The sequence below is a fragment of the Akkermansia muciniphila genome (genome assembly GCF_018709685.1).
GTDB classification, from domain to species: domain Bacteria; phylum Verrucomicrobiota; class Verrucomicrobiia; order Verrucomicrobiales; family Akkermansiaceae; genus Akkermansia; species Akkermansia muciniphila_E.
Map to the genome: position 1 here is coordinate 135,384 of NZ_JABDHQ010000002.1, position 16,747 is coordinate 152,130.

A 16,747-nucleotide genomic window follows, 5' to 3' on the forward strand; every position below is an offset into this window, starting at 1 on the left:
AATATGACAAAAAGCGTGAAGAATTCAGCACAAAGCTAAAGCTTTCACACTTTTTCGTTGCAAAGAAGGAAAGTGAATCTTAGCTTGAACTAAACTTTCCCCGCACCAGCGCCGTAAATTCCCAACCCGGACAGCCCATGAGCAACATTTCCACCATCGCCACTTATCTTGGCCGCGTTTCCGGACAACTCCAGCCCATGCTGGAAAAAGTCCGGGGCATTGATCGCCGTACCTTCCTGATGGAAGCTGCCGCCCTGCTGGCCCTGACCAGCTGTTCGGAACCCTCCGGCAAGGCCGGGATGGCGCCCATGATCTCCTTCAAACCCTCCGGCGTTCCCCTGGTGAAACGCTCCCCGCGGCAACTGCTGGCGGAATGCAACGTGCACCCGATGTTCATGCCCAGCTCTTCACCGCTGCGCCGGCGCTCCTCCCGGATGAAGCCGCGCTTCATCACCATGCACAACACGGAAAATCCGTCCGCAGACGCCATGCAGCACGCCCGCGCCCTGAATAACGGCGCCCTGCACTGCAACTGGCACTACACGGTAGACCCGTACGTGGCCATGCAGCACATTCCCCTGAACGAAACGGGCCGCCATGCAGACCGCGGCGGCCCCGGGGACCTGTATTCCATTGGCATTGAAATGTGTGAAAAACGGGGCCAGAGCATCGTGAAAACCTTTGACCGCGCCGCCAAGCTGGCCGCCTATAACATGTATGCCCACGATATTCCCCTGCGGAACGTCGTTCCTCACTATTACTGGACGGGCAAACGCTGCCCCCACCTGCTGCTGGACAACGGCAAGCCCGGCTTCAAATGGTCCTGGTTCATCTCCCGCGTGGATTATTACTACCGCTGCATCAGCTGAATACAGCTCCATACCATCCCTCCGCTCCGGGGATGGACACGGGTTGAAGGCTCCCTTCCTCAGGATGCCCTGCTTCTTTTCTCCGGCATGTGAACATAGGCCGGTGAAGTATTTCGCGCCACTGGCCTCCTTGCACTACCCCAGCCGGAAAGCCGCCCTGTTGCGGAGCTTGCGTAAAATCATCAAATCCGCAGCATGCCCTGCCGGAAATCTTTTTACAAGAACGGCGGGTCCTGCCCGGCAGCCTCACTGACGGGGGAATGAACCGCATGTCCTGGGCCATGCAAAAAAAACCGGGTCTGCCTATGAGCAAACCCGGTTCTTTTTACAAAAAGGTGAAGGGAGCAAAAAGAACTCCGCAGCTGCCAGGTCCACGCACAAACCTTGGCAACTGCGGAGCTGCGCTTACACACACTTATTCATCCAACAAAAATCACTCAGCGGAGCTTCCATCAGGAGTGGTGGAAAGCCGTGCCTTCTTCCGCCGTCATCGGGGAAGTGACCGGGTGCTTCTCGAAGAAGTCGATCATGCGCTTGAAGTCTTCCAGGAACAGGTCTGCGAGGTCCTTGGTGAAGCCCTGGCGGACCATGACGCGCATCACCACGGTATCCTGGCAATTTGCCGGGAGGGTGAAGGCGGGCACCTGCCAGCCGCGGGTTCTCAGCTTGTCCGAGAGGTCGAAGAGGGTATAGTTCGTCTTGGCTCCGTCCTTGATGAAGAAGCAGACGGCGGGAATGCCCTTTTCCGGATCGCCCGTGCAAATGAATTCATACGGCCCCAGCTTGGAAACTTCATCTGAAATGTACTTGGCCACTTCATAGGCCTGGGTATGGATGTTGGTATACCCTTCCTTGCCCAAACGGATGAAGTCATAGTACTGGCAGATGATCTGCCCGGCCGGCCGTGAGAAGTTAATGGCGAAGTTGGGGATTTCACCGCCAAGATAGTTGACGTTGAAGATCAACCCTTCAGGCAGGTCGGCGATGTCCCTCCATACCACCCAGCCCACTCCGAGCGGAGCAAGACCGTATTTGTGGCCGGAAGCGCTGATGGACTTGACGCGGGGAATACGGAAGTCAAAGACAATGTCCGGGGCGCAGAACGGAGCCAGGAAACCGCCGCTGGCGCCGTCCACGTGGATGTCCACGCTGATGCCGGTCCTGTCTTCGTAATCGTCCAGGGCCTTGGCAATTTCCGCAGGCAGTTCATAAGCGCCCGTGTAGGTCACGCCGAAAGTGGGAACCACCACGATGGTGTTTTCATCAACCTGCTGCAGCATGTTTTCCACATCCATTTTCCACTGTCCGGGAGCCATGGGGATTTCACGCATTTCAATGTCCCAGTAACGGCAGAACTTGTGCCAGCAGATCTGGACGGGGCCGCATACCAGGTTGGGCTTGTCAATGGGTTTGCCGGCGGCCTTCTGGCGGGCTCTCCAGCGCCAAAGGGCAGCCATGCCGCCAAGCATGCACGCTTCACTGGAACCGATGGTGGAACAACCGATGGGCTTTTCATCCTGGCTGGCGTTCCAAAGATTGGCAATGATCGCAGCGCAGCGCATTTCAATGGCGGCTGTCTGGGGGTATTCATCCTTGTCGATCATATTTTTATTTATGCTGATATTCATCAGCATCCGGACCTGCTTTTCATCCCATGTCTGGCAGAAGGTTGCGAGGTTCTGGCGGGCGTTGCCGTCCAGCATTAATTCATCGGACACCAGCTGGAAGGCGTCTTCTGCGCGCATGGCGTAATCCGGGAACTGGTCCTTGGGCAGGAGGTTGTCTGCTTCCGGAGAGCCGAAAATGGAATTTTCCGACCGGGCTGTATCGGGTTTTTGATTTGGATCAAACATGACGGTATCTATTGTTTCATCGTTTCCGGGCCAGCCGTGAAAGACCGCCCGCATAAAGGATAGAAGCTTTCACGGACAAAAGTGTTCATATTTCTATTGTCATTCGCTCCGGCATAACTTTTCTACAAAAATACAGGAACAAGCTTTATTTTATTATCCATGTATTACTCAAAATCATTAAATTACAGAATTTGTTATATTTACTGACCTACACTCATAAAAGACCCTATGTATGACACAGGCCATATTTTCACAGATGAGGAAGCCGGACATTTTCAGATTCAACGGCGAAGCGAAATTATATGTTAGAAGAGCCTTCCCATACACCGTGACATTCGTTGAGAAAAAACGTTCTCCGGAGACTCTCATAGTTTCCAGGCAACAGTGCCGGCGCGCGCACAAGCCCCCACCCGGGCGCCCAGGCAAAAGACGGCTCAGGTCTGGTACCTAACAAAGAACCTTACCGCATATTAATGAAACCAACATTTGCAGTATCCGCCATCCTTCTCCTGATGACAGCTTCCCTGGTGCAGACGGGAGCAGCCCAGCAGGCTGAAGACCTCTATCAGGGCACCGTTGACACGCGCCAGGAGACCCAGGACAGCATCACCTACACCTTGAAGGAGGACCTGAGCTTTTCCGGATTCCGTACGGAAGACACCGTTTACGCAGGGAGCGTCTTCTTCAACCAGCTGGCGGACCACACCCGTCCCGCCAGCGAGTCCGTCATGACCTTTACCGGCACGGGAATGTCCATGAGCTTTGACGACTGTTCCTCCCTTCACAGCAACCGATGGGTCAATGACAACGAAGGCGGAGGCGCCATCCGCGGGGAAACGCTCACCTTCACGGACATGGGCGACCTTTCCTTCAACAATTGCAAGTCCATCGTGAATGCAGATACGAACGCGGGGGGAGCCGTGAACGCAAGGGGAGACATCACTTTCTCCCACATGGGCAACATCTCCTTCACCAACAACATGCTGGGTGACGACAGCCAGCAGGGGCAGGCCCTGGGGGGAGCCCTGTTTACGTGGGGAAAGATCGACTTTGAAAATACCAAGTCCATCCTGTTCAGCGGGAACTCCACCGGACACTCGCCCACGAGCGCCCACTCCAACATCGGGGGCGCCATTTACGCTGGCGCGCACGACTCCACCTCTACGGCAAGCAAGGCCTACATCCCCGCCGGAGAATACGCGCTGACGTTCCAGAACGTCAACGGCAGCATGACCTTTGAAAACAATTCCGCATGGATGGCCGGAGCCATTTACGCCTATGCAGGCGCCGTGGACGGTTATGATAATACCGGAGGCGGCATGAAGATAAACGGCGTTACCGGAGACGTGGTTTTCAAAAACAACCGGGCTGATGCCGGTGAACTGGCCTCCGAATGGAACGGCAATTTCGGCGCCGTTTATAGCGGCCAGGACCTGGACATCTCCAACGTCGGAGGGGACCTGCGCTTTGAAGGCAACCATGCCAGCAACAGCGCCGGGGCATTCGGCGTCAGCGGAAGCTTCAACCTCAATAACGTCGCCTCCATCACCTTCATCAACAACCACGCGGACAATACGTATGCCGTGGGCTGGATCAGCAAGGACTGGAATGTCACCAATACGGGAGACATCACCATTTCAGGAAACAGCTCCAACAAGCAAATGGGCGGCGTGGCCGTCTTCGGCAATACCACATTCAGCAATAACGGGAACATCACCGTGGAAGGCAACTCCACCAAAGGTTCCAACGGGGCCCTGCGGTTTTACGGGACGTTCAGCGTTACGGATGCCGGGAACATTTCCCTTTCCGGAAACAGCGCGGACCAGTACAACGGCGCCATTGAGGTGACCGGAGATACCTCGTTCACCCGGACCGGAAACATCTCCATGGACAATAATACGGCGGGCTGGCACTACGGCGTGGGACAGTTTCACGGGAACCTGTCCTTTGCCAATACGGGGAACATTTCCATTTCCAACAACAAATCCACGGATTACGGATTTGGGGCCCTGCTGGTAGATGGCAAAACATCCTTCGTCAATACAGGGAAGGTCACCATTTCCGGCAACTCCGCCAAATGGAACGTTGGCGCCCTTCAGGGAGCCAACGGGGTGGAATTCATCAATAACCGCGGTGGCGTGCTCATTGAGAACAACTCCGTGGACGGCACTGCCGGAGCCATGCTTCTTTATTATAAGGACGCCGTTTTCTCCGCGGACCAGGGAGACATCATCGTGAAAGGCAACACGGAAAAACGCGGAGGGGAGAATCCCATCCTGAACTCCCTTGTGTTTGGCACCAACGGAAGCGTTTCCATGGATAGCGTGGCGCTCCGCGCGCAGGAAGGAAGAACGGTCACTTTCTATGACCCTTTCCGCAACGCAGGCGACGGAGCGGAGCATGACAACATCGTCTTTGACTTTAACAAGTCCGAGGGCGTGGACACCACCCCGTATAACGGCGCCGCTCCGGAATTCAAGGGCACCATCCGCTTCTCCGGGTCGGAGGCGAACAGGCTGATCACCCAGGCAGCAGGAGAATCGGAATCCGACTGGCAGAACCGGCTGGCGGAATCCAAGTACTTCAACGTCAGCGGCAAGACCACCTTGCATGACGGCACGCTGATCCTGGAAGACGGAGTTACCTACGGCAACAAGGACCTTGCCAAAAACTCCTCCTTCACCGTGAAGAAGGGCATTCTGGAAATCACGGGGAACAGCTCCGTAAACAGCAAGGACATCACCATTGAATCCGGAGTGACCTTGAGGACCGGAAGAGGAGCCGCCTTCCGCGGGGATACGATCGACATCAGCAAGGGCGCTATCTTTGACTTCCGCCCCTTCATGGACGATTACAGCTCCGGCCTCACCATTGAGCAGGCAAACAGCCACACGATGGGAGGAACGATGGGGGTGGCTGACTCCCTGGAAGACTACGCCCACAAGCGGTGGGCGCAGAAACAGCGCTTCCTGGCCATGTCCATAGAAGATGCTGCCATTCCCGGCACCTCCGGCGACTTTGACGGCATTTATTCAAGCGCCACCGGCACCGATACCGTCAACTCCCCCTATACCTACGAAGGGTACTGGACGAAGGAATGGGAAGACCAGGACAATGACGGGATCAACGACCATCTGTATGCCGTCTGGAACCCCACAGACGACATTGAAGAAATACTTCCGGAACTGGCCGGGTCGGACATCGGCAACTCCATGTGGAGCTCCGCTTCCAACATGAAGTCCGTTTCCAATGCCGCGCTGGGGCAGGTAGGCATCACCCGCTTCCTGATGGGCCCGAAGAACAACTTCTGGATCAAGGGCATGGGAGACTTCACCTACCATGCAACCCGGGACGGCATTGACGGCTATGATTACAATGGAGGCGGCTATGCCGTGGGTGCGGACCGCAGGTTCACCCCGAACACCATTCTGGGCGCCGCCTTCGGCAACCTGTACGGCACCAACAAGAGCCGGACCTGGGCCAGCGAAGTGGACCAGACCTCCTACGTTGCCCTGCTGTACGGGGCATGGAGGAAGCAGATGGCGCCCAAGGACATGCTGACCATCAGCGGAACCGCCGGCTTCGGCTGGACGACCAACAAGCTGGACTCCTATTATGACGGAGGGGCCTCCCACGGCAAATGGCAGAACAGGATGGGCTTCGCCACCCTTCAGGCCACGTGGGACCACAGCCTGAACAAGGGCTGGACGCTCTCCCCCTTCCTGGGAATCGAGTACACGCAGGTGAACCAGAATTCCTTCACGGAAACGGGATACGACGCCCGGCACTTTGACCGCGGAAACCTGAAGAACCTGAGCCTGCCGGTGGGCGTGGGCGTCAGCAAGGCGCTGCAATTCAGCAACGGCGTGCTGTGGGTGAACAGCTTGTCCGTGAGTTACGTTCCGGACGTGATGCGAGACAATCCGGAAACCCGGGCCACCCGCCTGCTGAACGATTACAGCTGGACCGCGAGGGGCTCCCGCCCGGACCGGAACGCCGTGCGCCTCAACTATAACAGCACCGTGGTCATCAACCCCAAATGGACGGCCTACGCAGGCTATGAATTCGAAGGTAGAAGCCAGTCAACCTACCACCGGGTCAACGCCGGTGTAAGCTACGCCTTCTAAGTCGCGCCAGGCGGCAGCGGGACGGTTCCGTCCTGCTGCCCCGCGCCCCAACCCAGTCAACGGGCTGCACTCCTCCGGGATTGCAGCCCGTTCGATTTTTCATGAAAGGGCACGCCAGAAAAACATGGAAGCCATACGCCGGAATCATCTGTCCGGCGCTTCACTCATGTAAAGCACATGGGGATATAAGATAGAATCCGGCATCACTTCGGGATGATTGAATTCCCCGGCTTTATTCATTCCGGCACGCTTCATCACAGCCTCCGAGGGGAGGTTCACGCAGGCGGTGAAAGAGTACACGCGGTCAAAGCCCAGACGGGAAAAGCCATGTTCCAGGCATGCACGAGCCCCTTCCGTGGCGTAGCCATGGCCCCAGGCCTCCGGGACGAGCCGCCAGCCTATTTCCACACAGGGCGTGAATTCCGCGGCAAAATCCGCCCAGTGGAATCCCATCAATCCGATCAGGGCGCCAGAGGCTTTAAGCTCCACGGCATACAGCCCATACCCTTTTTCATCCAGTTCCGCACGCATGCGGTCCCACATGGAGCGGGATTGCTCCTTCGTCATCACGGCCGGGAAGAAGCGCATCACCTGCGGATTGGCATTCATGGCGGCAAAAAAGGGCCAGTCCCTTTCTTCCCATGCCCTGAATGCCAGGCGCTCCGATTCAGGCAGCAGCATCTTTCCTTCCGGCATGGCGTCAGTTATACATGGAGAGCTCCGTTTCCAACTCCCGGCAGCGGTTGACGCGGAACTGTTCGTCCAGTTCCAGTATCTGGCTATGGCCCAGGCTGTCCTTAATGGTGAGGTTGACCTTGGAGCGGCCCGGGTATCTTCTCAGGATGTCCCGTATCTGTTCCAGATTCTTTCTCGTGTGGCGCAGGGGGCTGACAATGATATTCAGCGGGCCCTGGTCTCCGGCCCTGGATTTGCGCCGTTTACCGCCCAGCGGCTCCACGCTCTGCGCGGCCACGCTCTTGGCGGAGGTGCGGTCATCCTCCCGGATATTGGCGCGCACGGCAACAAAGACGCCCGGTTCCAGCCCTCCTTCCATTTCCAAAGCCTTTTCATAAACGTCCGACCACAGCAGCACTTCAATGCTGCCGGTGAAGTCTTCCAGCGTCATAACGGCAAATTTTCTTCCGGCCTTGCTGATCTTGGGGATGACGGAGCGCACCATCCCGGCGATCTGGTGCTTCTGCTTGAGTTCATGTGATTCCAGCGTGTCAATAAGGCCTATGCGGGTGTATTTTTCCGCATCAATGACGCCGCGCATGGAGTCAAGGGGGTGGCCGCAGAAGTAGGCGCCCAGCAGGTCCTTTTCATCCCCCATGCGCTGGTCCTTGGGCCATTCCGGAACGGCGGGTTCATCCTTCACCCTGGGGGCTTCAAAAGTCATGTCAAACAGGGCGCCCTGCCCCAAAGCCTTATCCTTGTGCACCTGTGAAGCGCCGCTCAGGGCCAGGTCCACGCGTTCAAACAGGGCGCAGCGCGGTTCCAGCGTCCAGTCCAGAGCTCCAGCACGGATCAGGGATTCCAGTATCTTCTTGTTGACGGATTTGGAATCCAACCTGTTGCAGATGTCCTCCATGCTGGAGAATTCCCCGTTCCGCTTCCGCTCTTCCAAAAGAATCTGCATGGCGCCTTCCCCCACGTTCTTGATGGCCGCCAGGCCGTAACGCACGGCCAACTTGCCGGAAGGCGTTTTTTCAGGCGTGAATTTAAGCATGGACTTGTTCACGTTGGGCGGGAGGATTTCAATGCCCATGCGGTTGGCCTCTTGAATGAACACGCCGATTTTGTCGTTGTTCGCTTCATTGGACATCAGGCCGCAGAGGAATTCCACGGGGAAGTGGGCCTTGAGGTAGGCCGTCCAGTAGGAGATATGGCCGTAGCAGGCAGAGTGGGATTTGTTGAAGCCGTAGCCGGCGAATTTCTCAATCTTGTCAAAGATGGCCGTAGCCGTCTTCTCGTCAATCTGGTTGGTTTTCCAGCACCCTTCCACAAAGTGGGCCTTTTCCTTGGCCATTTTTGCGGGGTCCTTCTTACCCATGGCGCGGCGCAGCAGGTCGGCGCCGCCGAGCGTATAGCCCGCCAGCAGCTTGGCCGCCGCCTGCACCTGTTCCTGGTAGATCATCACGCCGTAGGTCTCTCCGCTGACCTGTTCCAGCAAGGGATGTTCATATACCACCTGGCGCAGCCCCTTCTTGACTTCAATCATTTCATCCATGAACTGCATGGCCCCCGGACGATACAGGGCCAGCAGGTCAATGATGTCTTCAATCTTCTGGATACCGTAGCGCCGGCAGGTGTCCACCATGCCGCCGGATTCCAGCTGGAACACGCCCATCGTATCCCCCCTGTTCAGCAGGTCCAGCGTTTCCTTGTCATCCAGGGGAACGGAGTCCAGCTTGAATTCCGGCACGCGCCAGCGGGCGTATTCTTCCGCATCATGCATGACGGTCAGGGTTTTCAGGCCCAGGAAGTCCATCTTCAAAAGGCCCACTTCATAAATGGCGCTCATGTCGCACTGGGCGACAACGGCGGCATGCGGGTCGGAAAGGTCGTCACGGGTGAGTGCCACATGCTCGTCCAGGGGACGGTCACCGATCACGACGCCCGCGGCGTGCACGCCCACGTTGCGGATGAGCCCTTCCAGGCGCGTTGCATATCCCCAGAGTTCCGCGTACGTTTCATCAGACGCGATCAGCTCCCGCAGTTCTTCGTTGCTCTTGTAGCTGGACTGGAGGGTTACCTTGGGGCCGGTTTCAATCAGCTTGGAGATGCGGTCGCCGTCCGCATAGGACATGTCCATCACGCGGGCCACGTCCCTGAGCACGGATTTGGCGCCCATGGTGCCGTACGTGATGATGTGGGATACGGCGCGTTCCCCGTACTTCTGCCGCACGTAGTCAATCACCTCCGGACGGCGGGTCTGGCAAAAGTCAATGTCGATATCGGGCGGGCTGACGCGCTCCGGGTTCAGGAAACGTTCAAAGATCAAGCCGAACCGCAAGGGATCGATGTTCGTGATCTTCATGGAATACGCCACCAGGGAGCCCGCGGCGGAACCGCGGCCGGGCCCCACGGGAATGTCATGATCCTTCGCCCAGTTGATGAAGTCCGCCGTAATCAGGAAGTAGGAGGGGAATTTCAACTGGTTGATGATTCCCAGCTCATAATCCAGGCGGTCGCGGAGCTCCTTGTCCGTAGCCACGCGTTCCTTGCCGTACCGTTCCTCCAGGCCTTCATAGCACACCTTGCGCAGGTATTCCTCACGCGTGGAGCCGTCCGGAGTGCCGAATTCCGGATACTTTTCCGTACTGGCGGAGTCCAGCTTGATGGTGACGTTGCACCGTTCCGCGATTTTCAGCGTGTTTTCCACGGCATCCGGGTAGTCCCGGAATACTTCCCGCATTTCCTCAGGAGATTTCAGGTAGACTTCCGTGGAGTAGCGCATGCGCTTGGGAGAAGCCAGTTTCTCGTTGGTCCCCACGCAAATCAGCACATCGTGCATGTCGTGGTCTTCCTTCCGGAGAAAGTGCACGTCATTGGTGGCCACAATGGGAGTATTGGTCTTGCGGGCGATGCTCACCAGCCCGGGCAGGCATTTTCTTTCTTCCTCCAGCCCATGGTCCTGAAGCTCCACAAAGATGTTGTCCTCCCCGAAGATGTCCTTCAGCGCCAGCAGGGCTTCCTCCGCCTTTTCCGGCTGGTCGTTGAGCAGCCATTCATTCAGCGGCCCGGCGATGCACGCCGTGCAGCAGATGAGGCCTTCATGGAATTCCCGCAGGGTATCCATGTCCACACGCGGCTTGTAGTAAAAGCCTTCCAGATGGGAACGGGATACCAGTTTGACAAGGTTCTGCCAGCCGGTTTCATTTTCCGCCAGAAGAAGCAAATGCGTGTATTTACGGCGCCCGGGAAGCTGCTTTTTCACGCTGATGGGCGTGGGGGAAAGATAGACCTCACAGCCGAAGATGGGCTTCACCGGCTGTTTCTGCGGCCCTTCCGGGTGCTCCTTGTTCCAGGCGGCTACGGATTTGTTAAGGTTGTTGGCCTCCATCACGAGCTCAATGGCTCCGAAGAGGTTGCCGTGGTCAGTGACGGCGACAGCGGGCATGCCCATGCGGGAGCATTCCGCAATGAGGTCCTTGATGTGGACGGCGCCGTCCAGCAGAGAGTATTCCGTATGGTTGTGAAGGTGTACGAAGGAACCGGCCATGGATGAAACCTGTGTGCGTTGAATAAATCGGATCAGGAGTTAGCGGGGCATTCGGCCTTCATGGCTTCCACACATTCCCGGATGAGATCCGGCCCGCGGTAGATGAACCCCGTGTAAAGCTGGACGAGACTGGCTCCGGCCTTGATCTTGGCGACAGCGTCCGCGCCGCTCATAATGCCGCCCACGCCGATAATCGGAATGTGCCCCTTCAACTCGGAAGCAAAGGCTGCGATGACCTCCGTGGAGCGCTCCGCCAGAGGCGCGCCGGACAGGCCGCCCGCTTCTTCATGGCGCGGATTGGCTTCCACCCCGGCACGGGAAAGCGTGGTGTTCGTAGCGATTAGGCCGTCCAGTCCTTCATCCAGAAAAACGCGGCTGAGTTCCGCTATGTGTTCAGCCGTCACATCCGGGGCCACCTTCATGAAAATGGGCACATTGCGTCCGGTTTCCGCGGCAAGGTTGGACTGCTCGGCTTTCAGGGAAGCCAGCAGGCGCGCGGCGGGTTCCGCAGCCTGGAGTTCGCGCAGACCGGGCGTGTTGGGGGAAGAGAAGTTAATGGCGATGTAATCCGCCACAGGCCATGCCGCACGCAGGCAGGTCAGGTAATCCTGGGCCGCATCTTCATTGGGCGTCACCTTGTTTTTCCCGATGTTGACGCCAAGGACGCCATGAAAACGGGTGGCGGAGCGGATGTTCTCCACTCCGGCGGCAATGCCGTCATTGTTGAAGCCCATCCGGTTGATGATGGCCCGCTGGGGAATCAGGCGAAACAGGCGGGGTTTGTCATTGCCCGGCTGCGGTCGCGGTGTAAGCGTGCCCACCTCCACAAAGCCGAAGCCAATCTGGCCGAATGCGTTCACCGTGTCCGCCTCCTTGTCCATCCCGGCGGCAAGGCCTACCCGGTTGGGGAATTTCATTCCCAGGATTTCCACGGGATCGGAAGGAATATCCCCCGTCAGGAGAGGCAGTACGCGCATCTTTTCTGCCAGGCGCAGCCCCCACAAAGTCACATTGTGGGCGGTCTCCGGATTCATTTGAAACAATACACTTTTAGCGGCGGAATATAAGGCGGGTGACACGATGCGGGGAGTATACTACACCCTCCATTAGGGTCAAGAATGGGAAGCGTCTTGCCGGGATGATTTTATCCGGTACAATTCCCTTCCATGAACAGGAAGGAACGCCTCTCGTCATGCCGCCTGTACGGCATTGTGGATACGGGCTATACTGCTGAAAACCAACTGCTCTCCGTTACGGAAAAATTGCTGGCGGCCGACTTGGAAATTCTCCAGCTCCGGGCGAAAAACTATGCTCCGGAACGTATTGAGGAGCTGGGCAGCCAGCTTGCCCCCCTGTGCCGCAAACACGGCTGTCTTTTCATCATCAACGACTATCCTGAAATAGCCCTGAGTACCGGGGCGGACGGCGTTCATCTGGGGCAGGACGACGGCGCCCTGGCGCCTGTGCGGGCCATGCTGGGGCCGGACGCCATCATCGGGCGTTCCACGCACAGCCCGGAACAGGCCCTGGCAGCATTCCAAGAGGAGGCGGACTACATCGGATTCGGCCCCCTGTTTCCCACGGGCACCAAACCGGGGAGGCCCGCCATAGGCCTGGAAGATATTGCAGGCGTGCGGCGGCGTCTTCCGGAAGAATTCCCGGTCTTCTGCATCGGCGGCGTCAATGGGGACACGCTTCCCTCCGTCCTGAAGGCAGGAGCGGACAGGGTTGTCATCGTCTCCTGGCTGCTTACGCACCCGAACATCACGGAAACGGCAATGGCGCTTAGAAAAACGCTGGGAGAAATATAGGAGGAAACGCCGTGCCTTTACGGACGCACCGTTCCATCTTCACCGCTTCCCCTGTTCTTCCTCCGGAGAAAGGGCGGGACGTGAAATCAGGAGAACCGCCGTATTCACGATCATTTGCAGAACGCGGTCCTGATCCTTCATCCACGGCTCCTTGTCATGAAGTTCCAGCCGGGTGACGTACTTCCCCAGCGTGGCATGGAAAATGGAACTCATGATATGAACGTGCCAGGAGATGGAGAGTTCGTCATCCCACGGACAGAACTGGCGTACCCTCTGGGTCATTTCCCGGATGAGCGGAGCATAGAATTCATCGTAAATCTTTCTCCCCAGATATTCCGGTTCCTGAGGCAGCCGCCACAGCAGCCGGGCGTGATCCGGGCCGCCCAGGCTTTTATCCAGAAGCAGCCGGAAAGCGGGTTCAATGAACGCCCTGGCGTATGCACGCAGGGACGGATGAAGGTCCGCCTCTTTCAGCATCTTCATGCGCGCCTCCATCAGGGGTTCCGCATACTGCCGGAATACGGCAAGGTACAGCCCTTCCTTATTTTCAAAATAATAAACAATGGAGGCCAGGTTCACTCCCGCTTCAGAAGCAATGGCCCTCATGGTCACTCCGTCAAATCCTCTGAGAGCAAAAAGTTTCTGCGCCGCGCGAAGAATCTTGCCGCTGGTTTCAGCAGAACGGTCGGACTGGGATTTGCGGGTGGAGGACATCGTTGCAGAACATCAAAGGTATTTCAGCCTAGCGGGAGGAGCGGCTTGAGCCGATAGCCTTTACCAGTTGTTCCATGTCCTGGGAAGACTGGATGGCCTTGCCGTCCTTGTCCACCAGAATCATTGTGGGAATACCGCGGGGAGCCACTTTTCTGGCCAGCTCCGTCAAATCCTTCTTCAGCAGGACGGGCCACGGCATATTGTTGGCGGCGGCCCATTTCTGGGCGGTTTCCAGGTTCTGGTCCAGATTGCACATGATTACCTCCACATCTGGATTATCCTTCACCGCCTTGTTGTAAGCCTCCACGCTGTGGGGGGCATTCCGGCAGCAGGGGCCGCACCAGCTCGCGCTGAAATACAGGATAAAATGCCGGGAATTCAATTTCCCGTCCTTCTTCTTGAGCTTGCCGTTGTCCAGCATGTAGGTTTTCCCCTTCATTTCCTCAGCCACGGGGCCAGACGGCACGGAGGACCATTCCGAGAGGGGCTTCCCGATCACCTCCTTGTGTTCCTCCAGCCATGCCCGGTCTTCCTCTGAAAGCTTTTCCAACGGCATCGTGATGGGCTTTTTGGCCGTAGTCACCAGCTTGACCGTCTTCATATTGAGGGCGATAGGACGGGCCTCCACCGTGGTTCCCGTGCCTTTATTCGTCCAGGTACGGAGGGAAGGATCCTCCGCCGCATCAGAAGAACCGGCAAAACAGAAGGAGGTTCCCAGCAAGAACGCAGACGCCAGCAGAATACGCAAAGGGGAAAATTTCATGTACACAACGCTGATATACTCTTTCCTATCTTCCATGTCGAGAAGCCGATTCCAGAATTTGCCGGGCCTGGGCATGCCCCGGATCACGGCGCAGGGCTTCTGCTGCTGCTGCCGCCGCGTCACGGTAACGGCCGTTGCGGTAAAGCATCACGGCCAGCGTGAACGGAATATCCGCATTTTCCTTGTCCAGGGAGGAACAATTCTCCAAGTCCTGGAGCGCTTGCTCCAGCCGTCCCACCTTTTCATTAAGCAGGGCGCGGTTGAACAGGGCACGGATGAAAGAGGGCTCTATTTTCAGGGCCGCATTAAAGGATTCCAGAGCTCCCGGCTCATCATTGTTCTCAATCTGTCCCAGCCCCAGCAGATACCACAGGTTGGCATCCTTCGGAGCCAGGCGGACGGCCTCCTTCATCTGCTCCACCGCTTCCCCACTGCGCCCCTGGGAAGCCAGGAAAACGGCATAATCCCGGTGTACCACGGAAGATGTGGCATCCCATTTCAGAGCCTTGGCAAACCATTGTTCCGCGGCCTTCGCATCCTTGCGGCTGATAGCTATCTGGGCCAGCTTCATTGCCCCGGAGGGCTGGTCTGCCTGATGAAGCGCGGCGGCGGTCAGCTCCTTCATGGCCGGGCTGTCCGGCGGCAGGGAATCCCGGAGGGCCCATTCCGCCTGCAGGCGGACAACCTTGAATGGGTCATTGAGCAATTTGCCCGCGGCGGGATTGCCCGCGCGGCCCATTACCTTGGCAGCGGCGGCGCGCGTCAGGGCATCCGGGTCCTTGACCGCCGCAGCGGCCAGTTCCTGAACGGCCGGTTCATGCGCCCAGGCATCCATCAAATCCAGCAGTGTGGCACGCCAGGCGCCCACTTCCTCCCTCTTGAAGCATTCCATCAGCAGCGGCAGCACATCCTCCCGTCCTTCATAAGCGCGCTGCACGGCCCTGGTGCGGTCCCGGTACTGCGCCATCTTGGGATTGGGCCCGTAATATTTTTCCACCGCTTCCGCGGCCCATTCATTGCTCTTTTCCCGGTGGCACATGGTGCAGGCATTGGGGATGCCCAGCTCTACGCTCAGGAGGGGGTCAGGAGAATTGAAGGAGTGGTCCCGGCGGGGGTCGCGGGCCATGTACAGGCTTTCCGGCATATGGCATTCCACACAGCGGGCGCCCATGCTGGACTGGGGGCACGGCGTATGTTTGGATATGTCAATAACAGGGGCTTTCACCCCGTTCACCGCCTCCCCGGTGCCGTGGCACCGCAGGCAGAGCGTGTTGTCTTCCTGCGGAAGCTTCAGCGTTCCCGTATGCGGATCATGGCAATCCAGGCAGGTGACGCCCGCCTTTCCCATGCGGCTCAGGCGCAGGCCGGTTTCACAATAATCCTCATCCCTCTGCATGCCGTTGGGCCAGAAGACACCGGGCTGCACGGGAAGCACGAGCTGGAAATGATTGTCAAAACGGTCTCCTATGGCAAAATCGTGATCGAATTCATCCCGCCGGGCATGGCAGGAAGCGCAGTTGTCGTGAATTTGCTCCGGAGTCAGCTTGTTTTTGGTGGAAATCATGCACCCCGTTCCCGCCTCGGGCTTATCCAGCAGTGGACCGTGGCACTGGATGCAGGTCACGCCGGGTTCCGTCCACGTGGAAGCGTAACGGTCCTTGACCGGATCATAGTTCTTATGGAACAGGGACATGTGGCACCATGCGCACTGCGTGTTCCAGTTCATGCCGCGTCCCGTCCAGTGCCCCCAGTCTCCGGGCTGGCGGGCATCCTTGCCGAAAATGTCAAACCACTCCTTGCGGTTTACATCCCACGCAGCGCTCAGGGTGTGGTAGCCCCCGTCCTTTGCGGGAACCAGATATTGCACCAGTGGAATCCTCCCCGTAGCCCATTCCGCGCGCCAGGCTGTGTTGGACTGCCCGTCATGCACCATACGGCCCTGGGCATCCGTGGAAAATTGAAGAATGCTTCCGTGGGCGTCCAGCTTCATGTTATGAAATGCCTCGGACTCCCACTGGTCCCCCAGCTTGCGGAACGCCCAGGCGTGGTCCGAGCCGGCCCACTGCCGGAATTCCTTTTCATGGCAGGCGCCGCACTGCATGGAGATGGGCACTTCATTCTGGTCCCAGTGCTCACTGCCGCCGGAGAAAACGGCCGGCTGGGCTTCCGCGCCGGAGCGCCGGTCCATCCATGCCTTCATCATCGTCCCCAGCCCGATCAGCGCCCCGAGAACAATAAGGAGAACCACCCATTTTTTCATGGAGGATTTGTTCACGGAAGCATCAGTGGACTCGGGCTGGGACATGGCGGAAATATTCTGCCATATCCTACGCGCTCCACCAAGGAACTTTTACACAAAGCGGACCCGTTCCGGAGGTTTTCCCC

Annotated in this window: 10 protein-coding genes; 3 read left to right on the forward strand and 7 right to left on the reverse strand. The window is 57.8% G+C overall.

Annotated features, from left to right (window positions below; translation table 11 throughout):
• The first annotated feature begins 137 nt into the window (after positions 1-137).
• Complete coding sequence (locus HHJ06_RS02045; protein ID WP_215427123.1) at positions 138-869, forward strand: peptidoglycan recognition protein family protein; 732 nt, start codon at positions 138-140, stop codon at positions 867-869.
• Positions 870-1,321: 452 nt separating this feature from the next.
• Here the strand turns inward: HHJ06_RS02045 and HHJ06_RS02050 are convergent, their stop codons facing one another.
• Positions 1,322-2,722, reverse strand: coding sequence for a glutamate decarboxylase (locus HHJ06_RS02050; RefSeq protein ID WP_215427124.1), 1,401 nt, complete (start codon positions 2,720-2,722; stop codon positions 1,322-1,324).
• Positions 2,723-3,195: 473 nt separating this feature from the next.
• On the opposite strand from HHJ06_RS02050, the gene HHJ06_RS02055 reads away from it, so the two are divergent.
• Positions 3,196-6,849 carry an autotransporter outer membrane beta-barrel domain-containing protein gene (locus HHJ06_RS02055; protein WP_215427125.1) on the forward strand — a complete coding sequence of 1,218 codons (3,654 nt, stop codon included), beginning with the start codon at positions 3,196-3,198 and terminating at the stop codon, positions 6,847-6,849.
• Between the two features lie 144 nt (positions 6,850-6,993).
• Here the strand turns inward: HHJ06_RS02055 and HHJ06_RS02060 are convergent, their stop codons facing one another.
• Genes HHJ06_RS02060 through HHJ06_RS02070 form a run of 3 tightly spaced genes read right to left on the reverse strand, consistent with a single transcriptional unit; the run spans position 6,994 to position 12,153 of the window.
• On the reverse strand, positions 6,994-7,530 hold the full coding sequence (locus tag HHJ06_RS02060; protein WP_251841378.1) for a GNAT family N-acetyltransferase: 537 nt from the start codon (positions 7,528-7,530) through the stop codon (positions 6,994-6,996).
• Positions 7,531-7,549: 19 nt separating this feature from the next.
• The gene (gene dnaE / locus HHJ06_RS02065; RefSeq protein WP_215427127.1) at positions 7,550-11,074 is read right to left on the reverse strand and encodes a DNA polymerase III subunit alpha; all 3,525 of its coding nucleotides are present in this window, start codon (positions 11,072-11,074) and stop codon (positions 7,550-7,552) included.
• 32 nt (positions 11,075-11,106) lie between these two features.
• On the reverse strand, positions 11,107-12,153 hold the full coding sequence (locus HHJ06_RS02070) for a quinone-dependent dihydroorotate dehydrogenase (RefSeq protein ID WP_215427128.1): 1,047 nt from the start codon (positions 12,151-12,153) through the stop codon (positions 11,107-11,109).
• Positions 12,154-12,240: 87 nt separating this feature from the next.
• Here HHJ06_RS02070 and thiE point away from each other — a divergent pair, with 87 nt between their 5' ends.
• Positions 12,241-12,885 carry a thiamine phosphate synthase gene (gene thiE, locus HHJ06_RS02075; RefSeq protein WP_215427129.1) on the forward strand — a complete coding sequence of 215 codons (645 nt, stop codon included), beginning with the start codon at positions 12,241-12,243 and terminating at the stop codon, positions 12,883-12,885.
• Between the two features lie 39 nt (positions 12,886-12,924).
• Here the strand turns inward: thiE and HHJ06_RS02080 are convergent, their stop codons facing one another.
• From HHJ06_RS02080 to HHJ06_RS02090, 3 genes are read right to left on the reverse strand one after another with little or no spacing between them, the layout of a single operon-like run.
• Complete coding sequence (locus HHJ06_RS02080; RefSeq protein ID WP_215427130.1) at positions 12,925-13,599, reverse strand: TetR/AcrR family transcriptional regulator; 675 nt, start codon at positions 13,597-13,599, stop codon at positions 12,925-12,927.
• Between the two features lie 28 nt (positions 13,600-13,627).
• Positions 13,628-14,362, reverse strand: coding sequence for a thioredoxin-like domain-containing protein (locus HHJ06_RS02085; protein WP_215427131.1), 735 nt, complete (start codon positions 14,360-14,362; stop codon positions 13,628-13,630).
• A gap of 25 nt (positions 14,363-14,387) precedes the next feature.
• On the reverse strand, positions 14,388-16,667 hold the full coding sequence (locus HHJ06_RS02090) for a tetratricopeptide repeat protein (RefSeq protein WP_215427132.1): 2,280 nt from the start codon (positions 16,665-16,667) through the stop codon (positions 14,388-14,390).
• Positions 16,668-16,747 lie beyond the last annotated feature (80 nt).